Source organism: Acetivibrio sp., from assembly GCF_035371925.1.
GTDB lineage: Bacteria > Bacillota > Clostridia > Acetivibrionales > Acetivibrionaceae > Hungateiclostridium.
Genome location: NZ_DAORXT010000013.1, coordinates 24,528 through 44,176 on the forward strand (window position 1 = coordinate 24,528; position 19,649 = coordinate 44,176).

Here is a 19,649-nt window from a genome sequence, read left to right on the forward strand (position 1 = left end):
TTTATGCAAAGTTACTAAATACTGAAATAATTTTTGTGAATTTATGTACTAGTTGAAGGATTGAATTAAATGTTATATTAGTATCGTTGAAACTAATGCTCGTAAAATAATTGGGAGGGAAAGAAATGGCAAGCGTTAAACTAAAAGGTATATACAAAAGGTATCCAGGTGGGGTTACTGCGGTAAATGACTTTAATTTAGATATTGAAGATAAGGAATTTATTATATTGGTAGGACCGTCTGGATGCGGAAAAACTACAACATTGAGAATGGTTGCTGGATTGGAAGAAATTTCAGAAGGTGAGCTTTACATAGGTGACAAATTGGTTAACGATGTGGCACCTAAGGATAGGGATATAGCGATGGTTTTCCAGAACTATGCTTTGTATCCTCACATGTCAGTGTTTGACAACATGGCATTCGGATTGAAGCTTAGAAAAGTACCAAAGGATGAGATTAAGAGAAGAGTTTTAGAGGCTGCAAAGATTCTTGACATAGAACACTTGCTTGAAAGAAAGCCGAAGGCATTGTCCGGAGGTCAGAGACAGAGGGTTGCGTTGGGTCGTGCTATAGTTCGTGATCCAAAGGTATTCTTGATGGATGAGCCTTTGTCAAACCTTGACGCAAAGCTGAGGGTTCAGATGAGAACCGAAATCAGCAAGCTGCACCAGAGACTTCAGACAACATTTATCTACGTTACTCATGACCAGACAGAAGCTTTGACCATGGGTACAAGAATTGTTGTTATGAAAGACGGATATATTCAACAGGTTGATACTCCGACAAATCTTTATGAGAGACCTTGCAATATGTTTGTTGCAGGATTTATCGGAAGCCCGCAAATGAACTTTGTAAATGCAAGAGTTGAAAAGCGCGGAGACGAAGTACACCTCTTGTTCGGTAAACAAGATATCAAACTTCCGGAAGGAAAAGCTAAAAAGCTTGAAGGAAGTGAATATGTAGGTAAAGAAGTTGTAATGGGTATACGTCCTGAAAACGTTCATGATGAAGCTATTTATCTTGAGTCAATGGCCGACAGCGCTGTGGATGCAAAAGTTGAAGTTGTTGAAATGCTCGGTTCGGAAACATTGCTCTATATGATAATAGATGATGTTGAGTTTACTGCAAGAGTTAACCCTAGAACAAAGGCAAGACCCGGCGATATAATCAAAGTTGCTTTTGATACCAACAAGATTCATCTCTTTGACAAAGAGACAGAAAGGACTATAATGAACTAATAATAAATAAAATAAAAAAGGAAAGATTTTTTTAAATCTTTCCTTTTTTATTTTATTTTGTGTATAATAAAAGATATAGGACAAAAAGTAATATGCTTTGATTTATACCGACTGATGCAAAGGGAAGGATTAAGATGTCTGTAAAGTTATATCAAAATCTCGTAAATCAGATAAAAGACGTGATAGATTCCGAGTTTGGAATAATGGATGATACCGGTCTTATTTTGGCGTGCTCGGATGAGAAAAAAGTAGGTCAGAGTAGTCCCTTGGTGTCTGAGATTATGAGGTCAAAGGACCAGTTTGTAGTAATTGAAGGGCAAACGTTTCAGAAGGTTTACATAAAAAGTAAGCTCGAATTTATTACGTTTGTTAATTCCGATTCGGCAGACAGCCAGAAATTTCTAGCTTTGATATCGATTAATGCAGTAAACATGAAGAGCTATTTTGACGAGAAATATGATAAGATCAGTTTTATAAAAGGAATCATACTGGACAACATTCTTCCCGGGGACATCACTTTGAGAGCCAAGGAACTCCACCTTCAAAGCAGCAATGTAAATAGAGTGGTTTTTCTTATAGAAACCGAAAAGACGAAGGATATTTATGCCCATGAGATAGTAGAAGGGCTTTTTCCCGTAAAAACCAAGGATTTTGTCGTAGTACTTGACGATGAGACAATAGTGCTCGTAAAAGAGCTGAAGCCCGACTATGACTACAAGGAAATAACCAAACTCTCCAAATCTATAATCGATACACTGTCCACGGAGGGAATGGTTAAGGCAAGGATTGGAATCGGAACAGTAGTTAACAATATAAAGGATATAGGGCGTTCCTTCAAGGAAGCACAAATGGCGCTGCAAATAGGAGGCATTTTTGACAACGAAAAAAGCATTATCGATTATAACAAGTTGGGAATAGGAAGGCTCATATACAACCTTCCTCCGACATTATGCAACCTGTTTTTAAATGAGGTATTCAAGGAAGGCTCCTTTGAAGCTTTGGATTCTGAGACAATGCATACGATTACGAAGTTTTTTGAGAACAATCTCAACGTGAGTGAGACATCAAGGCAGCTTTATGTCCATAGAAACACTTTGGTTTATAGATTGGATAAAATTCAAAAAGTTACAGGTCTTGACCTAAGACTTTTTGACGATGCAATAATATTCAAGGTTGCCATGCTGGTGAAAAAATATCTTGACAGCAATCGGGGATTGATATAGGCGACTTAAGGATTGTTTACGCCTGGTATGGTGTGTTTTCTTATGTTTATAATTGGTTATCGCAATTGCAAAAAATGAATTAATAAGATAAAATATTGCACGAAAGATAAAATACACCGGATTTAAATCCGGACGATTGCCCTTAAGGAGGTCAACGTGGTAGAGTATAGAGCAGTTTCAAAGAGATATCCAAACGGTACATTAGCGTTAAGTGATATTAACCTTACGATAAATAAAGGCGAATTTGCGTTTTTTGTAGGACCCAGCGGTTCCGGTAAATCAACTTTGCTTAAACTTATCTTAAAAGAAGAGGACCCTACGGAAGGGGAAGTTTTTGTAAACGGTTATGAGCTTTCTAAAATGACCAGAAAAGACATACCCCTTTTAAGAAGGAGTCTTGGTGTCGTATTTCAAGATTTTAGGCTTCTTCCCAATAAAACCGTATATGAAAATGTGGAGTTTGCGATGCAGATTACCGAGGCACTTCCGAAAGAGATAAGAAGGCAGGTGCCTATGGCTCTTGCGCTGGTTGGACTCAGCAAGAAAGCTAAAGCTTATCCTGGCCAATTGTCAGGAGGCGAGCAGCAGAGAGTGGCTTTGGCACGGGCATTGGTGAACAACCCGTCCCTTTTGATTGCCGATGAGCCTACCGGAAATCTTGACCCGGAGACTTCCTGGGAAATAATGAAGCTTCTTGCAGAAGTAAATTACCGGGGGACTACAGTGATTGTCGCCACTCATGAAAAGAGCATCGTGGATGCTATGAAAAAGCGTGTAATAGCTATTGACAGAGGAGTAATAGTAAGAGATCAGGAGAAAGGACAGTACGAAGATGAAGTTAAGAACCACCAAATACATTATTAAAGAAGGTTTTGTAAATACATATAGAAATGTGCTTATGTCCCTTGCTTCAATGGGGGTTGTTTCTGCTTCTCTCATAATACTGGGATTTTTTCTGGTTATAACTGCAAATATAGAGCACAATACCCGTTTTTTGAAAGAGCAGCCGGAAATGCAGGTGTTTTGCAATCCGAACCTTGATGATTATCAGGTTGGTATGGTCCAATGGACTATAAGCAAAGATGATAGAATAGAATCATATGAAGTAGTTGATAAAGCGGCAGCTTTTGAGAAGGCCAAGGAAATGCTGGGAGAAGACAAGGAAATCCTCGAGGGTCTTGATGAAAGTATCATGCCGGTTTCATTTATTATTAAGCTGAAAAATTCCAAGGACTATGAGGAAGTTGTTGAAGAGTACAAGAATTATCCCGGCGTGGACAATGTGCAGTATTCGCAAAAGGCTATAGATTTTGTGAACAAAATACTTAGAATGTTGCAAATAGGAAGTACTGCGCTTATAATTATATTGTCGGCTATAGCTGTGTTTATAATTTCCAATACAATTAAACTCACAGTGTTTGCCAGAAGAAAAGAAATTAATATAATGAAATACATAGGAGCTACCGACTGGTTTATCAGATGGCCTTTTATTGTTGAAGGTATTATAATTGGGCTGGTTGGAGCTGTTGCAAGCTTTGGAATCATCTATATTGTATACGCTTTGGGAGGAAGAAGCATCGTGAACGACATGGCAATGCTTGAACTGGTCAGCATGGGAGATATGAGTTTTCAGCTTATTTCTACCTTCTGCTTGATAGGAGCGTTTGTCGGAGCTTTAGGAAGCGTAATATCAATACAAAAATACTTACGAGTATAAAACACTTGCATATGGGAAACCAAAGATAAATTCAAGGCGTAAATCGAGGGGGTTGAAACAGTGAAGAGGACTGTACTGGCAGTTGTAACGTTTTCATTAATTTTATCGTCATTATTTGTACCCACATTTGCCAAGACTATTTCTGATGTACAAAAGGAGAAAAATACTGTTGACAATCAATTAAACAGTATTACAAAGCAGAAGAAACAGGAGAAGGAAAAGCTAAATTCGGTAGAGAGTGAGAAGAAAAAAATTCAATCCGAGCAAGAGCAGAAGACTAAGGAATTCAATTCCTTAAATCAACAGGTTGAAGAGCTAAATAAACACATAGAAGAAATAGATGCTGCAATAAAGGAAAGTGAAGAACGATACAATAAACAGATGGAGCTGTTAAAGGTCAGAATTAATGTAATGTATCAGAATTCGGGCTCTACATATATTCAAACACTGGCAGAATCGGAGAACTTTATTGATTTCTTAAATAAACTTGAGCTTGTTTCTGCTATAAGCAAAAGAGATAAAGAGATAATTGAGGACATCAAGCAGGCCAAAGAAGATGTTGAGTTTAAAAAGAAACTGGCGGTTGAAAAGCGGGATACCGTTAAGGAAAAAGCCGAGCAATCGTTAAAAGCATTAAATGAATTGAGTGTTGCAAGATCAAAGCTGGATAGTGAAATCAGCAGTATAAACTCGCAACTGAAAAAACTTGAACAGCAGGAAAATGAGTTAATAAGACAGTCGAATGAACTTGCCGGTCAGATAAGAAGACTTCAGCAAAGCGGAAATTATGCCGGTGGAACCATGCGTTGGCCTGCGCCCAGCAGCTCAACCATTTCGTCCTACTTTGGCAACAGACTACATCCGATACTTAAGGTGTATAAGATGCATACAGGTATAGATATTTCAGCCGCTTCCGGTACATCGATAGTGGCGGCCAACAAAGGGACGGTAATAATGTCGGGATGGCAGAACGGCTACGGTTATACGGTGGTTATTGACCATGGAGGCGGAATTTCCACATTGTATGCCCATTGCAGCAAATTACTTGTCAAAGTGGGCGATTCGGTAAATGCCGGGGATACAATTGCAAAAGTAGGGAGCACCGGACTTTCGACAGGGCCTCACTTGCACTTTGAGGTTAGGAAAAACGGTACTCCGGTAAACCCTCTAGACTATGTAAAGCCGTAAAATAAAGTCACAATGATATATCCAAGATAATTTAAAATGAAGCTCGTGCTTTTTTAAGTACGAGTTTTATTTTATTAATAAAAATATTATTAATGAATCGGGCATATGATATAATAAAGACAGGTTTGACAAATCAAACAGCAATTATAAATACAATATTGCTTGCAATTTATAAAAAATTAAGGGAGTGTTTTAAAATTGAATAAAAGTATTTTTTCATCAAAGATTTTTCCGTTCATTTTGGTTGCGCTAATTTCTTCGACAGTGACCGCATATGGAACTTATTTTTTGTGGCATTTGCAAAAACCGAATTATATTATACTGTCCGAAGAAGAGGCAAAGGCTTTGGAACAAAAAACCAATAAGAAATTTGATGCCGATTACGCAATAACCTTTGACAAAAACAGTGTTGATTTTGAGAATATCAAAAAATATAACGAAGTTAAAAGACTTCTTAGTACATACTATTATGAGGATATTAACCAGAATGACATGCTCGAAGGTTCTATTGCAGGAATGGTAAATGCGTTAAACGACCCTTATACTGTATATTTTACGAAAGACCAAATGAAAGTTTTTGAAGAAAAAACATCGGGCAGCTATGTGGGTATAGGAGTATCATTAAATATGGGTGAAGACGGACTATTGACCGTAGTAGAAGCGTTTCCCGATTCTCCGGCAAAAAAAGTGGGAATAATGACGGGAGACAAGATAGTCAAAGTCGATGACCAAGATGTTACGACTATAAGCGATCAGGACTATATCGTTAGTATGATTAAAGGAGAAGAGAAAACCAAGGTCAAGATTACGGTTTTCAGACCCTCTGAAGGGACATATTTGGATTTTGATATAATAAGAGAAAAAATAAAAGTTGAGAACATAACCAGCGAGGTAATTGACGGGGATATAGGATATATAAAAATGAGCATGTTTGACAGTGAAATGGCGAAATATTTCGGAAATCACCTAAACAAGCTTCTTGATAAGAAAATAAAAGGACTGATAATAGATTTAAGGGATAATCCCGGCGGCGACTACAACGAAGTTTGTGCGATAGCGGACCGTTTGCTTCCGGAAGGTTTGATTGTTTATACAGAAGATAAGTTTGGCAACAGAAGTGAGAAAAAGTCTGATGCGAAGGAATTTGACTTGCCTTTGGCAATACTGGTTAACGGCAATAGTGCCAGTGCTTCGGAAATTTTGTCCGGAGCTGTAAAGGATCACAATAAAGGTACTTTGATTGGAACGAAGACCTTTGGGAAGGGACTTGTGCAGGCAGTTCAGGAGCTTGAGGACGGCTCGGGCCTTAAAGTGACTATAGCCAGATATTTTACTCCTTCAGGTGTATGTATACACAAAGAAGGAATTGAGCCGGACATTGTGGTTGAACTGGATGAAAAATATTCAAACATGCCTGTTTCGCAGGTGCCGAGAGAGGACGATACTCAGCTTAAAAAGGCTCTTGAAGTAATAAGAGAGCAAATCGGATAATATTCCGGCTTTAAGCACCTCCTTATAAAGAGCTTTTATATGTATATTGTTTAATGTTTTGCGCATACTAAGATTAAATGTTGCAATTTAGCATGAGCAATAGGAGGTGTAGTGGAGTTGGAAAACATAGATGAAAAATTGAAGTATGAAATAATAACGGAGTTGGGCCTTTTTGACAAAGTCAGCAAAAATGGCTGGAAGAGCCTGACGGCTAAAGAGACGGGACGGATTGGCGGTCTTATTACCAAAAGGAAAAAGATGATGCAGATGCAAAAGAGTCAGCAAGCTTAAATTCGGAAGTCAAAATTCTTTGGAGAATACATAATGATATGAGCTTCCATGACTTTTCAGGCGGGATGTATTTTATAAAATGCATCCCGCTTTGACGCTTTTAAGGCGTTTGTGTTATAATTATTCCGGCCTTTACGTTTGATTTCGACGGCCGATTTCCAAGGGGGTGGAGAGTATATACAGGGATTTTGCTTATATATACGATAGATTAATGTACGATGTGGACTATAAAGAATGGGCGGACTATATTGAGAAAATTTTTGAAAAAAATGAGCTCAAGCCCTCTTTGATAGCCGACCTCGGATGCGGTACGGGCAATTTTTGCATTGAGATGGACAAAAAAGGCTATGACGTGATAGGTATAGATTCGTCACCGGATATGTTGGACTGTGCCAAAAAGAAGTCTGAGGGAAGAAATATACTTTATCTTAATCAGGATATGTCAAATTTTGAGTTGTACGGCACGGTGGATGCCATTGTGTGCCTTATGGACAGTATAAACTATTTGACTTATATAAAAGATGTAAAAAGGTTTATGAAGCTTGTAAAAAACTATTTAAATCCCGGAGGCCTTTTTATATTTGACATCAATACGCCTTACAAATTTAAAAATATACTCAAGGATAATGTGTTTTATGATATTTCGGATGAAATTACCTATGTATGGCAGAACTATTTTGACGGCAAAAGGAAAATTTGTGAATTTGACATAACTTTTTTTGTCAAGGAAGGTCAGCACTATAAAAAGTATGATGAAGTTCATTATGAGAGATGCTATGAGATAGAGGAATTGAAAAAAATCATAGACTGGAGCGGATTGACTCTTGTAAGTCTTTACGATAGCATGACATTTAATAAACCATTGCCGAAAAGTGAAAGGATTTTTTTTGTTTGTAAGAACGGGGGATGAAATATGTCCTATTTTGAAAAAGTGTATGAGATTGTAAAGAAGATTCCTTACGGAAAAGTTGCTACATACGGCCAGATTGCCAGAATGTTGGGGACACCAAGGAGTGCAAAAATTGTAGGTTGGGCCCTTCATAAAAATCCATATTATGGTGAAGTTCCCTGTCACAGGGTTGTGAACAGAAACGGTGAAATTAGCTCGGGATTTGCTTTTGGAGGCCCGTTTGAGCAGAAAAAATTGCTTGAACAAGAAGGCATAATTTTTGATGAAAGCGGGAAAATAAACTTGAAGAAATATTTGTGGAATCCCTACGAGTTCCAGCAATGACAAGCTGTTTCCACAGCTTGATGCAATTTAGATTTAAATTGCCGGATTGACAAGCAGTTCACAATATGATAAACTGTTATAGATTTAGTAAAAGCATGTAAATGTGCGGACTAAGTTAAAGTATCAAGTTCAGGAGGAGTGCAGGATGGAAAGAGGAAGAGTTAAATGGTTTAATGCTGAAAAAGGTTTTGGTTTTATCGAGAGAGAAGGCGGAAACGACGTTTTCGTTCATTTTTCAGCAATAAACATGGATGGCTATAAGACATTGGAAGAAGGTGCTGAAGTCGAGTTTGAAGTTGTTGAAGGTGCAAAAGGACCTCAAGCTTCAAATGTGACAAAGGCCTAATAAAGTCTTAAAACATTTAATATAAAATGGCCACACACCCCGGTATTTTAATACCGGGGTTTTCAATTTCCCGAAAACGCTGTAAAATAGATAAATGTTAAGAAATTATGCTTTTTAAGGGTGGGATTGATAAATGGAAGATTATATCGTCAGGGCTACTGCAGGAGAAGGCACAATAAGAGCTATTGCGGCAACCACAACAAATTTGGTTAAAGAAGCGCAGAAGGTGCACGGATTGTCCCCGCTTGCCACAGTCGCCTTAGGAAGGACAATGACTGCTGCGGCAATGATGTCTACAACATTAAAAGAAGAAAAGGCTGCAGTAACGGTGCAGATCAAGGGGGACGGACCGATAGGCGGAATTGTTGTGGTGGTTGATTCGTCTGCAAATATAAAGGGATATGTTCACAACCCGTTGGTATATTTGCCTTTAAACAGCCAGGGAAAATATGATGTTGCCGGTGCTATCGGAAACGGGTACTTGAATGTTATAAAAGACTTGGGCTTAAAAGAGCCTTATGTGGGATATGTTGATCTCATTTCCGGCGAGATTGCCGAAGACATAACATACTATTATGTGTATTCCGAACAGATTCCTACGGTTACAGCTTTGGGAGTGTTGACCAATGCAACCGAAATTGTTGTAAGCGCGGGAGGATTTATTCTGCAGTTGATGCCGGGAGCAGATGAAGAGACAATTTCGTTTATTGAGAACAAGATAAGTTCCATACCGCCGGTTTCTGAGCTTTTGGCACAAGGCAAGAGCCCGGAAGATATTCTTGATATGCTTCTTTGCGAAAAGGATGTCAAGATAATTGACAAATCTCCATGCAGATATTTTTGCAATTGTTCAAGGGAGCGAATGGAGAGAAATATAATGACTTTGGGAAAAGATGAGATAATGGATATGATCAAAGAAAACCAAGGCGCGGAAGCCCAGTGCCATTTCTGCAACAAGAAATACTGGTTTTCTGAAGAGGACTTATTAAAGATTATAAATGGGTAGAGTCATAAAAATGATAAACATTTAATAATAGAGTGTATTGGCGAGTATTGTAGAGATATTAAGAGTAATAAAAGAATAAATTTAAATTATCGGTAATTTAGGTATTGACTTTAATCAATAATTTTTGTATACTATCAATTGTCGCAAAAACGACACGATAGTGTGGGCGCTTAGCTCAGCTGGGAGAGCATCTGCCTTACAAGCAGGGGGTCATAGGTTCGAGCCCTATAGTGCCCACCACATGGCCCGGTAGTTCAGTTGGTTAGAATGCCAGCCTGTCACGCTGGAGGTCGAGGGTTCGAGCCCCTTCCGGGTCGCCAATTAGCCCAGATAGCTCAGTTGGTAGAGCAGAGGACTGAAAATCCTCGTGTCGCTGGTTCGATTCCGGCTCTGGGCACCATATGCGGGTTTAACTCAGCGGTAGAGTGTCACCTTGCCAAGGTGAAAGTCGCGAGTTCAAATCTCGTAACCCGCTCCAAACTAAGAACTAAAGACTGGAACATATTTTCCAGTCTTTAGCTTCTAAATACGGCGCCATAGCCAAGCGGTAAGGCAGAGGTCTGCAAAACCTTTATTCCCCGGTTCAAATCCGGGTGGCGCCTCCAAAATGATAAAAGAAGCTTAACTGTAACTCATTATAAGTGTTACCAGTTAGGCTTTTTTGTTAATTGTATGTTTATATATATTTATTTTTATCGAAAGTAGATAATTTTGAAATAGGTAAATATGAAGAGTGGCTAAAATAAAGCAGCTTTATAAATAAGTTTTTGCTGATTGTGCTGTTGAATTGATGGAAGATTTTTTTCATGTTATAATTATATTGAGCAGATAGTATTTTTAGAGGTAAGAGATGAGAAATATATTTGCAGATGATGGCGCAAAATTATGGGATATATTATGGAAGATCAACAGCTATAATGTTGACAGTAGCTTTTCATCACTGAAGAAGACAATTAGGAATTTTAATTTTGTGGATGTTTACACTGATGTTCTAAAATTTATGGAATATAATATAGGCTTTATTGAAGATTTAGAGGAATATTTAGAAAAAAACATAACAAAAAATAATGATGTTACTATTCGTTTGAAAGCTGAAGCTTCATTGAAATTAAAGTGGGATAAAAATTTAGGAAAAGCAAAACAGCTTCGTGAAGTTTGTAATGATATACTCGGTATAAGAATAATTACAAGCTTAACCCAAAGAGAGCTGGAAGTTGAAATAGATGACATAATAAAGACAGTTAATGAGTATAAAGTCGATGTAGTTAACTTTTATTCTAATCCAAAGGCAAAAGATGACGGGTATAGGGGAATTCATTTATATTTTAGGAACAACCCTAAGTGTTATCCTGTTGAAATACAGTTTTGGACTCGCAAAGATTGGTTATTAAATAAGTATACACATGAAGTAATATATAAACAGGACTTTAAGGAAGAACGTATAATAGATTACCCTTTGGCATTAAGAATTTGGATTGAAGAAATGCCTAAAAATCCGGAGGAAGTCATAAGTTTTGAAGACTATTTATATACAATGCTTCAATCGGTTTACAAGGAAGGTGAGTAGCATGAAAACTTATATTTTTGCAAGAAAAGTAGGAGCAAATGCAACAAAAATTATGGAGATAGATAAGAAAGAAGCACTTCGAGTGATGAGGGAGAATAGGAACAGTGAATATCAGCTTGGTATATTGACTGGAGGTAGTTTTGATACTGTTATTAAGGTGTACGGAGAGTATGCACCTTTCCATAAAGTAAGTACTATTCGAGAATTAGTAAAGTCGAATAAAAAAATGCCTGTAAGATTGAAAAGAATGAAATTAGAAGGATTGTCTAGTACTAGATATAAAAAATCACTACAGATTCAGTGCAAAGAGCACAATTAAAACCTGAGCATACAAAGCTAGGACTATAGTGAATAACTGAAACGAGTGAAGATTTTTGCTAAAAGCCTATTATAACTTCTGCGGCAAACTTCAAAACCTTTATTCCCCGGTTCAAATCCGGGTGGCGCCTCCAAAATGATAATAAGAATTTTAATACGATAAAAAGCCCATAAAGAAAGGGCTTTTTATTATTTTTAAGAAAGTGTCTAATATTAATACTATTCTCCGGTGCACCTTAAAAAATAGATTTACGAAATTGCTTATATGTGGAATTACTTATACAATACGGAATAACTTATATAATAGAGAAAAAAGGAGCATTTCAAAAATCAATTGTGAAAGTTGATGTTATATCTTTAACAATGTGGGAGAATGCAAAGGGCTCAATTTAAACTTTAAAAAAGCTACCTTGACAGAAAAAGTGCTGCTTTGTAAAATAATATTAGAATTAGCACTCAATATTCTAGAGTGCTAACATGATATTACAATATGAGTTTAAATTACAGTGATATATATTAACAGCGTTTGAACGTTAACGATATCTTCGCTTTTTTATTACTTTAAATGTAAATGAGTTGCAGGTCCAATGACCGTAACTACCGTGACAAAGCGGAAGGGGGAATAAGTGTGTTGGGAGGTTTCTGGGACGCTGTTATTTACTTTGTGTTGTACTCATTTATAGGTTGGATTTCTGAGGTTGCTTATGCCGCTTATAAGGAAAAACGCTTTGTAAACAGGGGAGTACTTGCAGGGCCGATATGTCCCATCTATGGATTTGGAGCTCTTTTCATTTTAGGAATTGATGCGTTAACTAAACCAAGGACAATGCCTGTATATATGAGTATTACTTTGGCGATTATAATTACCACTGTTCTTGAGTATATAACAGGATATATATTGGAGAGATTTTTCAATATCAAGGCATGGGACTACAGCAATGAAGAATTTAATCTGCATGGACGAATTTGTCTTAAGTTTTCACTGTTGTGGGGAATATTTGCATACATGTTGTTGTCGTTCTTGCATCCTGTGCTCTCAATGTATGTAAATGCTCTAGACCAGACAGCAAAACAAGTTGTTGCAGTTTTGATGCTTGGAATGGTAGTTTTCGATACCGCCAAGACATTGAGTGCTGTTTTGAGCAGAAAGAACAAAAGGAACTAAGACATGAATATATATAATCAATTTGATGAGGATAAATTGATAAAAGTCCAGGTTGATATTACATGAGCCTTAATCATACATTTCGGATGTGTTGATTAAGGCTTTTAAATTTGTCTTTAAGAGTCTTTAAATATAGTTGTCTCCATAAAATCTTCATAAACTCCTGCTATTATTTATTCATCCATAAAATATTTAAAGGCGGGGGAGAAATATGGGCAAAAAGAAGCAAAGCTCAAAAAAAGGCATAATCATCACTGTTGGTTGTGCTTTAATTATAGTTGCGGGAATATTTATTGCAAGAAATATAATGGGCGGCGGAAACGCTTCTGCCAAAGACTTGGTAATTCCCAAGAGCGAGGTTACGGAAAGAGTAAAATTTTATCCCTATAATGCGGACGGGACGAAATTGGAAGTTTTAGCTGTCAGAGCCAGCGACGGTTCAATTAGGACTGCTTTTAACACCTGCCAGGTGTGCAACGGTTCTCCATGGGCATATTTTAAGCAGCAGGGGGAACTTTTGGTTTGCCAGAACTGCAAAAACAGTTTTAAAATGGATATGGTTGAACAGGAAAGAGGGGGGTGCAACCCGGTACCGATTACAAAAGACGATAAAACAGATGACGGAGCAAATATTATTATTTCTAGAGATTTTTTAGTACAGAACAAAGGTTTGTTTCCCAAGACATGGAAATCGAAATAGGGAAGCTTTTTGCTCAAAAATTTGAACGGGGAGAATAATGTGGAGAGGATAGTATGGAAAACAAGTTTGCAGTAAACAAACTGTATATAGAGGGAATGACGTGCACAGGCTGTGAGATGAGAATAGAAAATACATTGAAAAAGCTGGACGGTATAACCGATGTAAAGGCTGCGTACAGCAATTCAACTGTTTATGTGGCCTATGATGCAAATAAGCTAAATCCTGAAAAGATAATTAAAGCCATTGAAAAGCTTGATTATAAAGTAAAAAGTATTGCTGAAGAAAATAAAACAGGCCATGACATAAAGATAAGTCCCATGCCAAAGCAGGAAAACAAAACGGAAACGGGTCAACTTGTGGGCATAATCATCGTCTTTCTGGCTTTCTTTCTCATTATAAAAAATGCCCAGGTGTTTAATTTCATACCGGAAATTGAGCAGTCGATGAGTTACGGATTTCTTTTTGTGGTGGGACTTTTAACCTCCCTTCACTGTGTTGCCATGTGTGGTGGAATTAATATGTCTGTCTGCATGCGGTACAAAGTTGCAAATAGTAAATCGATGGCTTTGGATGAGTCAAACGGCGAGAAGGGAAAGCCGTTTGAATTTGCATATCTTTCGCCAAGTTTTTTATACAACCTGGGGAGAATCACTTCCTATACCGTTATTGGAGGAATTGTGGGCTCGCTCGGCTCTGTAATCAGCTTTTCGGGTGCTGCCAAAGGTGCGGTGGCAATAATATCCGGTGTTTTTATGATTATTATGGGTTTAAATATGCTAAACATCTTTCCGGCTTTGAGAAAGATTAATCCCAGAATGCCTAAAATTTTCGGCAAAAAGATAAGCAATTTAAAAAACAAAGGGCCTTTTATCGTGGGACTTTTAAACGGTCTGATGCCGTGCGGACCCCTTCAGGCAATGCAGCTGTATGCCTTGGGAACAGGAAGCTTTGTTGCCGGTGCGGCATCGATGCTTATGTTCTCTCTAGGTACTGTTCCCCTTATGTTTGGTTTTGGAGTAATAAGCTCAATAGTAAGCGGAAAGTTTACACGTGAAATGATGAAGGTAAGCGCGGTTTTGGTTATGGTTTTGGGAATTGCTATGTTAAATAGAGGCTTAAGTCTTTCGGGATATAGTTTTTCCATTTTCTATGCCGATTCCAAAAAATCCGCCAACATTGCAAAAATTCATGATGATGTTCAGATTGTTGAAACACAACTGGAGCCGGGAAGATATGCAACGATAATCGTTCAAAAGGGTGTACCGGTAAAATGGACAATAAAGGCCAAGAAAGAAGATTTAAACGGCTGCAATAACGCAATTGTTGCCAGGGAGTTTGGAATAAGCAATAAGAAACTGGAAATTGGAGATAATATAATCGAATTTACCCCGGATAGAGAAGGAGAATTTGTATATTCCTGTTGGATGGGGATGATTCATGGGTATATAAAAGTGGTAGATGATATTAATGAGGTAAGTCAGGAGGACATTACCGAAGAAAATGAAAGTTTTAATCCGGTCGGAATACTGGGCAAAGGCTGATTAGGTATTTGACTTGACGGTAGATAATAGAAAAGATAAATATATTGTTTGAGGGTGGGACGAAAATGAACGGCAAAGAATTTTTAATAAAAAATGAAAATATATCAAAGATTGAGCTTAAAATAACGGGAATGTCCTGTGCCGCGTGCAGTGCAAGAATTGAAAAAAGGCTAAATAAAGTGGACGGAGTAGCTAAAGCATCTGTAAACCTTGCAACTGAAAAGGCCAACATCGAATACGACGCGGCAAAGGTTAAAACAGCGGATTTGATTGAAATTGTAGATGACCTTGGCTATAAGGCTGAAAGGATTGAAAATATATCTGGGGACCGGGAGAAAGAACAAAGGGAGAAGGAAATAAAGAGGCTTAAGATGGAGCTTATCGCTTCTTTAGTTTTAAGCTCTCCTTTGATATTGGCAATGGTTTTCATGCTTGTAAATATTGATGTTCCTTTCCTGCATAATGAGTATTTTCAGCTTGTAATTGCAACTCCGGTACAATTTATTATAGGATTTCGATTTTACAGAAATGCTTATCATGCCATAAAGGCAAGAAGTGCCAACATGGATGTACTGATTGCAATGGGAACATCGGCAGCTTATTTCTTTAGCATATACAATGCCTTTTTTACTCATCCGATGGAAATGGGGATGATGAAAGAACTGTATTTTGAAGCCAGCAGCACTATAATAACGCTGATTCTTCTCGGAAAGTATCTTGAGGCTGTTGCCAAAGGAAAAACCTCGGAAGCTATAAAAAAACTTATGGGCCTTCAGGCAAAGACCGCAAGAGTTGTAAGAAGCGGAGTGGAAGAAGACATTCCGGTGGAAGAGGTGCAAGTGGGAGATATTATTGTGGTAAGGCCCGGTGAGAAAATTCCGGTGGACGGCAGGATAATTGAAGGGGATTCCTCAATCGACGAATCAATGCTAACAGGCGAAAGCCTGCCGGTGGAAAAGAAGGCGGGAGATTTTGTAACCGGTGCAACTATAAACAAATTCGGCACATTTAAGTTTGAAGCCACCAAAGTGGGAAAGGATACGGTGCTTTCCCAGATTATCAAAATGGTGGAGGATGCCCAGGGTTCAAAGGCTCCTATCCAAAAAGTTGCCGACCAGGTATCCGGTATTTTTGTGCCGGCAGTCATCGGTATAGCAATTGTAACCTTTGCAGTATGGTACTTGGTAACCCGTGAGATGAATTCGGCCATTGTCAGCGCCGTATCGGTTCTGGTTATTGCCTGCCCCTGTGCTTTGGGACTTGCAACACCCACTGCCATCATGGTGGGAACGGGCAAGGGCGCAGAAAAGGGCATACTGATTAAAGGGGGCGAATACCTGGAGACTGCGTACAAACTCGATTCTATTGTATTGGATAAGACGGGAACAATAACAAAGGGACAGCCTGAGGTTACCGATATTATCCCTGTGGGAGACATGGATGCATCTGAAATTTTGAAGCTTTCCGCAATCGCTGAAAAGGCATCGGAGCATCCTTTGGGAGTTGCCATATATGAAAAGGGCAAAAGGGAATTCGGTACAATACCAGATCCCGCAAAGTTTGAAGCTATTCCCGGAAGAGGCGTTGCGGCGGTATTCGATGATAAGACCATATATATAGGGACAAGAAAGCTTATGACTGAAAAAGGGATTGATATTTCAAAAATAGAATTCGATATTGCAAAGCTTGAAGATGAGGGCAAAACTGCAATGATTATGGCAGCGGATGACCGTGTGGAAGCAATTCTGGCTGTTGCGGATACGGTGAAGGAAAATTCCAAGGAAGCAATAGAACAGCTGATGAAAATGGGAATTTATGTGTATATGATTACGGGCGATAATGAGAGGACGGCAAGAGCAATTGCAAAACAGGTGGGAATAACCAATGTATTGGCTGAAGTTCTGCCCGAAAACAAAGCTGAGGAAGTTGAGAAGCTAAAAAAACAAGGAAAAATTGTGGGCATGGTGGGAGACGGTATTAATGACGCTCCGGCTCTTGCGACAGCAGATATCGGGATGGCCATAGGCACAGGAACGGATGTTGCCATGGAAGCTGCGGATATTACCCTTATGAGAGGGGATTTGAGGGCAATACCCACTGCTATTAAGCTTTCTAGAAGGACAATGAGGAAAATCAAACAGAATCTCTTCTGGGCATTTATATACAATATAATTGGCATTCCCTTTGCAGCCTTTGGACTCTTAAGTCCGATTATTGCGGGAGGAGCAATGGCCTTTAGCTCTGTGTCGGTGGTGACCAACTCATTAAGTCTTAAAAGATACGACCCGGAAAAATAAATTATACAAGTTTCAAGCCTGAATAGGGGGTGCTATACCCCCTATAAGCTTTTTTAGATTTCTTATCCTGCAAAAGAGGCAAAACAGCCCCAAAGATAGAAGTTCAAATAGGAGGGCATGTAATATGCATATGCATAACTATTCAAAAAAAATACTGGTTGTGGATGATGAAAAAAAGATTGTTGAGGTGGTAAAATCCTACCTTGAACATAGTGGATATGAAGTGTTCGAAGCCTATACCGGGAAAGAGGCGCTCCAGGTGTTTGAAAAAGTACCTCTGTCTCTTATTGTTCTTGATTTGATGCTCCCCGATTTTAGCGGTGAGGAAATCTGCAAAATTATCAGAAAGAAATCGAGGATACCGATTATAATGCTGACGGCAAAAGCCGAAGAAGAGGATATCCTTAAAGGACTTAATATCGGTGCCGATGATTACATAACCAAACCTTTTAGCCCCAAACAGCTTGTGGCAAGGGTTACAGCGGTACTTAGGAGGACAGCCGGAGACCTTGTGCCGCTTTCGAATATTTTTTCCTTCAACAATGGCGAACTTGTCATTGACAGTTTGAAGTATGAAGTTAGAAAAGGCAATAATATTGTAAATTTGACCCCCAATGAATATAAAATTCTTATGACTTTGGTAAAGTATCCCGGGAAGACTTTTACCCGGGAGGAGCTTATCAGCATAGCGTTGGGCGATGATTTTGAGGGCTTTGACAGAACAGTGGACACTCATATTAAAAATTTGAGACAAAAAATTGAGACCGACTCTAAAGCACCGAAATATATTTTAACGGTTCATGGAATCGGATATAGATTCCAAGGTGCAGAATGATATGAGTGGAAGAGGGGGGCTTGTGATGAAGTTCAGTCTAAGGATAAAGTTGTCCGTTTCTTATCTTCTTGTTGCCATGATAAGCGTTGTCCTTGTAATGGCGTTGACCAATATGCTTCTTGACAGCCACTTTAGAAAATATGTCAACCGTAATCAGGAGCAAAGAAACCGTGAAGTTGTTGCGTCGGTAAGTCAACAATATCTTGGAGACGGAAAATGGAATATGGACATGGTTGAAGCTATTGGCATTAGTGCCCTTGAAAACGGTTTGATTATAAAGGTAAAGGATAACAGCGGCACAATAATCTGGGATGCAACAGCCCATAACAATGGAATGTGCCAAAGGATTATTGAGCACATGGCAAGAAACGTGAGCAGCCGTTATCCCGATGCAGGAGGCTCCTACAAGGAGATACCCTATGAGGTAAGTTACAATCAGGAAAAAGTCGGGCTGGTGGAGATTGGCTCCTATGGGCCATATTATTTGAGTGACAATGACCTTGCTTTTATAAACACCTTGAACAAAATTCTTATTGGGGTGGGTGTTTTTTCGGTAATCCTCTCACTGGTGCTGGGGAGCATAATGGCAAGGAGGTTGAGCCAGCCTATTGCCAGAGTTATTAGCAGTGCCCAATCGATTGCCCGGGGATACTTTTCCGACAGAATAGCAGAAGAATCTACAACAGAAGAAATATGCCAGTTGACATCGACAATCAATGATTTGGCACAGACCCTTGAAAAGCAGGAAGCTTTGCGAAAAAAGATGGGGGCTGACGTGGCCCATGAGCTTCGTACTCCCCTTGCAACATTGCAAAGCCATATGGAAGCCATGATAGACGGTATTTGGGAACCTGATGCAGACAGGCTGAAAAGCTGTTATGAAGAAATAATCCGAATAAACAAGATGGTTGGGGACCTTGAAAAACTGGCAAAGTATGAGGGGGAGAGCCTTGTTTTAAATAAAACCACCTTTGATATATCGGAGCTGATACGCAGAATAATATGTAATTTTGAGCCTGAATTTAAGAATAGCGGAATTGAAATTGCCTTTGAGGGGAAGGCTGAAGAAATTTTTGCCGACAGGGATAAAATGAGTCAGGTAATTATTAATCTTGTATCAAACGCCTTGAAGTATACACAAGCGGGAGGAATGGTTAAAATAAGTGCAAAAAGCGAAGAGGGCGTAGTTGAAATCAGAGTGAAGGATACAGGGCAGGGCATACCTGAAGAAGATTTGCCCTTTGTGTTCGAAAGGCTTTACAGAGCGGACAAATCCCGAAACAGGTTGACGGGTGGGGCAGGAATAGGACTTACTATTGCAAAAACCATTGTCGAAGCCCATAATGGGCATATAGAGGTTTACAGTAAAATAAATGAGGGAACGGAATTTCTTATAACATTGCCAAAAGGTATTTAATCGTGCTATAATTGCTATTAATAATCTCGAGTTTGACAGTTGATAAATAAAATAGAGGCGATAACCCTTGAAATA

The 19,649-nt window shown here is 38.8% G+C and carries 19 protein-coding genes and 5 tRNA genes; all 24 read left to right on the forward strand.

Annotated elements, in window-relative coordinates:
• Positions 1-125 precede the first annotated feature (125 nt).
• Positions 126-1,238: a sn-glycerol-3-phosphate ABC transporter ATP-binding protein UgpC gene (gene ugpC, locus PLH43_RS03360; RefSeq protein WP_324360091.1), complete on the forward strand. Its 1,113-nt coding sequence runs from the start codon at positions 126-128 to the stop codon at positions 1,236-1,238.
• Between the two features lie 134 nt (positions 1,239-1,372).
• Positions 1,373-2,461: a helix-turn-helix domain-containing protein gene (locus PLH43_RS03365; protein WP_324360092.1), complete on the forward strand. Its 1,089-nt coding sequence runs from the start codon at positions 1,373-1,375 to the stop codon at positions 2,459-2,461.
• A gap of 156 nt (positions 2,462-2,617) precedes the next feature.
• A complete protein-coding gene (ftsE, locus tag PLH43_RS03370; protein WP_324360094.1) occupies positions 2,618-3,325 on the forward strand; it encodes a cell division ATP-binding protein FtsE in 708 nt (235 codons plus the stop codon).
• Positions 3,294-4,178 carry a permease-like cell division protein FtsX gene (gene ftsX / locus PLH43_RS03375; protein ID WP_324360096.1) on the forward strand — a complete coding sequence of 295 codons (885 nt, stop codon included), beginning with the start codon at positions 3,294-3,296 and terminating at the stop codon, positions 4,176-4,178. Before ftsE ends, ftsX begins: the two co-directional genes overlap by 32 nt.
• Positions 4,179-4,238: 60 nt before the next feature.
• Positions 4,239-5,366, forward strand: a complete 1,128-nt coding sequence (locus tag PLH43_RS03380) for a peptidoglycan DD-metalloendopeptidase family protein (protein WP_324360098.1) — start codon at positions 4,239-4,241, stop codon at positions 5,364-5,366.
• 198 nt (positions 5,367-5,564) lie between these two features.
• Positions 5,565-6,857, forward strand: coding sequence for a S41 family peptidase (locus PLH43_RS03385; protein ID WP_324360100.1), 1,293 nt, complete (start codon positions 5,565-5,567; stop codon positions 6,855-6,857).
• 117 nt (positions 6,858-6,974) lie between these two features.
• On the forward strand, positions 6,975-7,148 hold the full coding sequence (locus tag PLH43_RS03390) for a small, acid-soluble spore protein, alpha/beta type (protein WP_324360122.1): 174 nt from the start codon (positions 6,975-6,977) through the stop codon (positions 7,146-7,148).
• Positions 7,149-7,323: 175 nt separating this feature from the next.
• On the forward strand, positions 7,324-8,058 hold the full coding sequence (locus PLH43_RS03395; RefSeq protein WP_324360124.1) for a class I SAM-dependent methyltransferase: 735 nt from the start codon (positions 7,324-7,326) through the stop codon (positions 8,056-8,058).
• Positions 8,059-8,061: 3 nt separating this feature from the next.
• Positions 8,062-8,382 (forward strand): MGMT family protein, encoded by a 321-nt coding sequence (locus PLH43_RS03400; RefSeq protein ID WP_324360103.1) that lies wholly within the window; start codon positions 8,062-8,064, stop codon positions 8,380-8,382.
• 145 nt (positions 8,383-8,527) lie between these two features.
• Positions 8,528-8,728 carry a cold-shock protein gene (locus tag PLH43_RS03405; RefSeq protein WP_038288789.1) on the forward strand — a complete coding sequence of 67 codons (201 nt, stop codon included), beginning with the start codon at positions 8,528-8,530 and terminating at the stop codon, positions 8,726-8,728.
• A gap of 133 nt (positions 8,729-8,861) precedes the next feature.
• Complete coding sequence (hslO, locus tag PLH43_RS03410; protein WP_324360107.1) at positions 8,862-9,734, forward strand: Hsp33 family molecular chaperone HslO; 873 nt, start codon at positions 8,862-8,864, stop codon at positions 9,732-9,734.
• Positions 9,735-9,898: 164 nt separating this feature from the next.
• Positions 9,899-9,974: transfer RNA gene (locus tag PLH43_RS03415), tRNA-Val, on the forward strand.
• A 3-nt stretch (positions 9,975-9,977) separates the two neighbouring features.
• Positions 9,978-10,054, forward strand: a tRNA-Asp gene (locus PLH43_RS03420).
• A 4-nt stretch (positions 10,055-10,058) separates the two neighbouring features.
• Positions 10,059-10,134 (forward strand) — tRNA-Phe (locus PLH43_RS03425).
• Positions 10,135-10,137: 3 nt separating this feature from the next.
• Positions 10,138-10,212, forward strand: a tRNA-Gly gene (locus tag PLH43_RS03430).
• 52 nt (positions 10,213-10,264) lie between these two features.
• Positions 10,265-10,339 (forward strand) — tRNA-Cys (locus tag PLH43_RS03435).
• A gap of 245 nt (positions 10,340-10,584) precedes the next feature.
• A complete protein-coding gene (locus PLH43_RS03440; protein ID WP_324360109.1) occupies positions 10,585-11,301 on the forward strand; it encodes a hypothetical protein in 717 nt (238 codons plus the stop codon).
• 1 nt (position 11,302) lies between these two features.
• Positions 11,303-11,620: a hypothetical protein gene (locus tag PLH43_RS03445; protein WP_324360111.1), complete on the forward strand. Its 318-nt coding sequence runs from the start codon at positions 11,303-11,305 to the stop codon at positions 11,618-11,620.
• A gap of 627 nt (positions 11,621-12,247) precedes the next feature.
• Positions 12,248-12,784 carry a putative ABC transporter permease gene (locus tag PLH43_RS03450; protein ID WP_324360113.1) on the forward strand — a complete coding sequence of 179 codons (537 nt, stop codon included), beginning with the start codon at positions 12,248-12,250 and terminating at the stop codon, positions 12,782-12,784.
• Positions 12,785-12,995: 211 nt separating this feature from the next.
• Positions 12,996-13,484 (forward strand): DUF2318 domain-containing protein, encoded by a 489-nt coding sequence (locus PLH43_RS03455; protein WP_324360115.1) that lies wholly within the window; start codon positions 12,996-12,998, stop codon positions 13,482-13,484.
• Between the two features lie 53 nt (positions 13,485-13,537).
• Positions 13,538-15,025 (forward strand): sulfite exporter TauE/SafE family protein, encoded by a 1,488-nt coding sequence (locus PLH43_RS03460; RefSeq protein ID WP_324360116.1) that lies wholly within the window; start codon positions 13,538-13,540, stop codon positions 15,023-15,025.
• A 65-nt stretch (positions 15,026-15,090) separates the two neighbouring features.
• Positions 15,091-17,322 carry a heavy metal translocating P-type ATPase gene (locus PLH43_RS03465; RefSeq protein ID WP_324360118.1) on the forward strand — a complete coding sequence of 744 codons (2,232 nt, stop codon included), beginning with the start codon at positions 15,091-15,093 and terminating at the stop codon, positions 17,320-17,322.
• Positions 17,323-17,452: 130 nt separating this feature from the next.
• Complete coding sequence (locus PLH43_RS03470; protein WP_324360126.1) at positions 17,453-18,157, forward strand: response regulator transcription factor; 705 nt, start codon at positions 17,453-17,455, stop codon at positions 18,155-18,157.
• Between the two features lie 25 nt (positions 18,158-18,182).
• Positions 18,183-19,574, forward strand: coding sequence for an ATP-binding protein (locus PLH43_RS03475; RefSeq protein ID WP_324360120.1), 1,392 nt, complete (start codon positions 18,183-18,185; stop codon positions 19,572-19,574).
• The last annotated feature ends 75 nt before the right edge of the window (positions 19,575-19,649 follow it).

Coding starts and splice junctions, on each gene's coding strand:
- ugpC (WP_324360091.1), top strand. CDS start 126: ATGGCAAGCGTTAAACTAAAAGGTATATACAAAAGGTATCCAGGTGGG.
- PLH43_RS03365 (WP_324360092.1), top strand. CDS start 1,373: ATGTCTGTAAAGTTATATCAAAATCTCGTAAATCAGATAAAAGACGTG.
- ftsX (WP_324360096.1), top strand. CDS start 3,294: ATGAAGTTAAGAACCACCAAATACATTATTAAAGAAGGTTTTGTAAAT.
- PLH43_RS03400 (WP_324360103.1), top strand. CDS start 8,062: ATGTCCTATTTTGAAAAAGTGTATGAGATTGTAAAGAAGATTCCTTAC.
- PLH43_RS03405 (WP_038288789.1), top strand. CDS start 8,528: ATGGAAAGAGGAAGAGTTAAATGGTTTAATGCTGAAAAAGGTTTTGGT.
- hslO (WP_324360107.1), top strand. CDS start 8,862: ATGGAAGATTATATCGTCAGGGCTACTGCAGGAGAAGGCACAATAAGA.
- PLH43_RS03440 (WP_324360109.1), top strand. CDS start 10,585: ATGAGAAATATATTTGCAGATGATGGCGCAAAATTATGGGATATATTA.
- PLH43_RS03445 (WP_324360111.1), top strand. CDS start 11,303: ATGAAAACTTATATTTTTGCAAGAAAAGTAGGAGCAAATGCAACAAAA.
- PLH43_RS03455 (WP_324360115.1), top strand. CDS start 12,996: ATGGGCAAAAAGAAGCAAAGCTCAAAAAAAGGCATAATCATCACTGTT.
- PLH43_RS03460 (WP_324360116.1), top strand. CDS start 13,538: ATGGAAAACAAGTTTGCAGTAAACAAACTGTATATAGAGGGAATGACG.
- PLH43_RS03465 (WP_324360118.1), top strand. CDS start 15,091: ATGAACGGCAAAGAATTTTTAATAAAAAATGAAAATATATCAAAGATT.
- PLH43_RS03470 (WP_324360126.1), top strand. CDS start 17,453: ATGCATAACTATTCAAAAAAAATACTGGTTGTGGATGATGAAAAAAAG.
- PLH43_RS03475 (WP_324360120.1), top strand. CDS start 18,183: ATGAAGTTCAGTCTAAGGATAAAGTTGTCCGTTTCTTATCTTCTTGTT.